Origin of the sequence: Arachidicoccus sp., from assembly GCF_050436765.1 — a bacterium.
Classification (GTDB): Bacteria; Bacteroidota; Bacteroidia; order Chitinophagales; family Chitinophagaceae; genus Arachidicoccus.
On the sequence record NZ_JBNQGD010000143.1, the window covers coordinates 1 to 1163 of the forward strand.

Sequence of the window (1163 nt, forward strand, 5' to 3'; positions counted from 1 at the left end):
TATATTATTTTAATAATAAAGTGTTCGCCCAATTTTGACTCATTATACGTTATAAAATATTTTTTTTTAAAAAAATTATATCTTAGATCGAACTTAGATCGAACATATATCAATCTTAGATCGAACATAGATCGAACATATATCGGTTAAATCGATCATATATCGGTTAAATCAGTTATATATCGGTTGAATCGAAATAATACCGGTCATATATTAATTATTTATCGATATTTTTTCGGTAGATAAAAAATGGTACGATATTTGCGAGCGGATGCAACTTCCTTATCTGATGAAGATATCCGGGATATTATTAATGCTAAAGATTTAATGAATCGGGCTTCAGAAATTATGGCTAGAAAATATAAAATATCTCCCTGGCGGGTATATCAAATTTGGAGAGGAGAACATCCACCAATAGCTCCTATTCTGATTAATAATACCTCCGCCCTCCCATTTACTGCTGGAAATTTAGCAGTACCAGCTCCTGCTCCGAAGGAGCGTCCCGAAGGGAACTCAGAGCGCCCCGAAGGGGCAAATAATACTGCCGGAAATTTGGCAGTGTCGGGTGGCATCGAGATGATTGAAATTAAAGATGATGAATTAAAAGCATTTTACGAGCGGGAAACACAACGGGGTCAAAAAAATATAGAACGTTTTACTCATGATTTAAGCACCCATTGAGGAGGAAGCTCTGTATCATCGGGAATAATTAAAAGTTCTTCATTTACAAAGGATCGTTCGGGCGCTCTGCCTTCGGCGTCAAAGACAAAGGAGCTGGAGCACTCCAGAGGAGCTAGCCAATATAATATCGGTTGATCTTTTTGTATTAAAGCTTCTCGGATACGATAAATTTGTTGAGACCAATTTATATCACCCGCCCGCCGCCTATTTCCTTCCAGATCACTAGGTTCAAGTAAATATCTTATAAGAATATCATAAGTTAATTGGTCTTCATCATACCCCATAGGTCTATTCTGAGATTTGTACGAAGATTTAGCATATACCTGTTTATTTTTTATAGCTATAACAGGCGCTAATCCAACTAGACGTGTTACAGAATTATTAATGTCCTTAACTATTATAGGTAAATTTTTAACCCAAGCTCGTGATCTCGCAGATAAATGCAATGATAACAAATCAAGTGAATCTTGTATTTGAAATAA

2 protein-coding genes are annotated in these 1163 nt (G+C 35.9%); one reads left to right on the forward strand and one right to left on the reverse strand.

Going from position 1 to position 1163, the window contains the following annotated elements:
- Positions 1-249: 249 nt before the first annotated feature.
- On the forward strand, positions 250-681 hold the full coding sequence (locus tag ACQR30_RS06060) for a hypothetical protein (protein WP_429732727.1): 432 nt from the start codon (positions 250-252) through the stop codon (positions 679-681).
- On the opposite strand, the gene ACQR30_RS06065 is transcribed toward ACQR30_RS06060, so the two are convergent.
- Positions 660-1163, reverse strand: a 504-nt coding sequence (locus ACQR30_RS06065; protein WP_429732730.1) for a hypothetical protein, incomplete at its 5' end; no start/stop codon positions are given. The genes ACQR30_RS06060 and ACQR30_RS06065 overlap by 22 nt on opposite strands.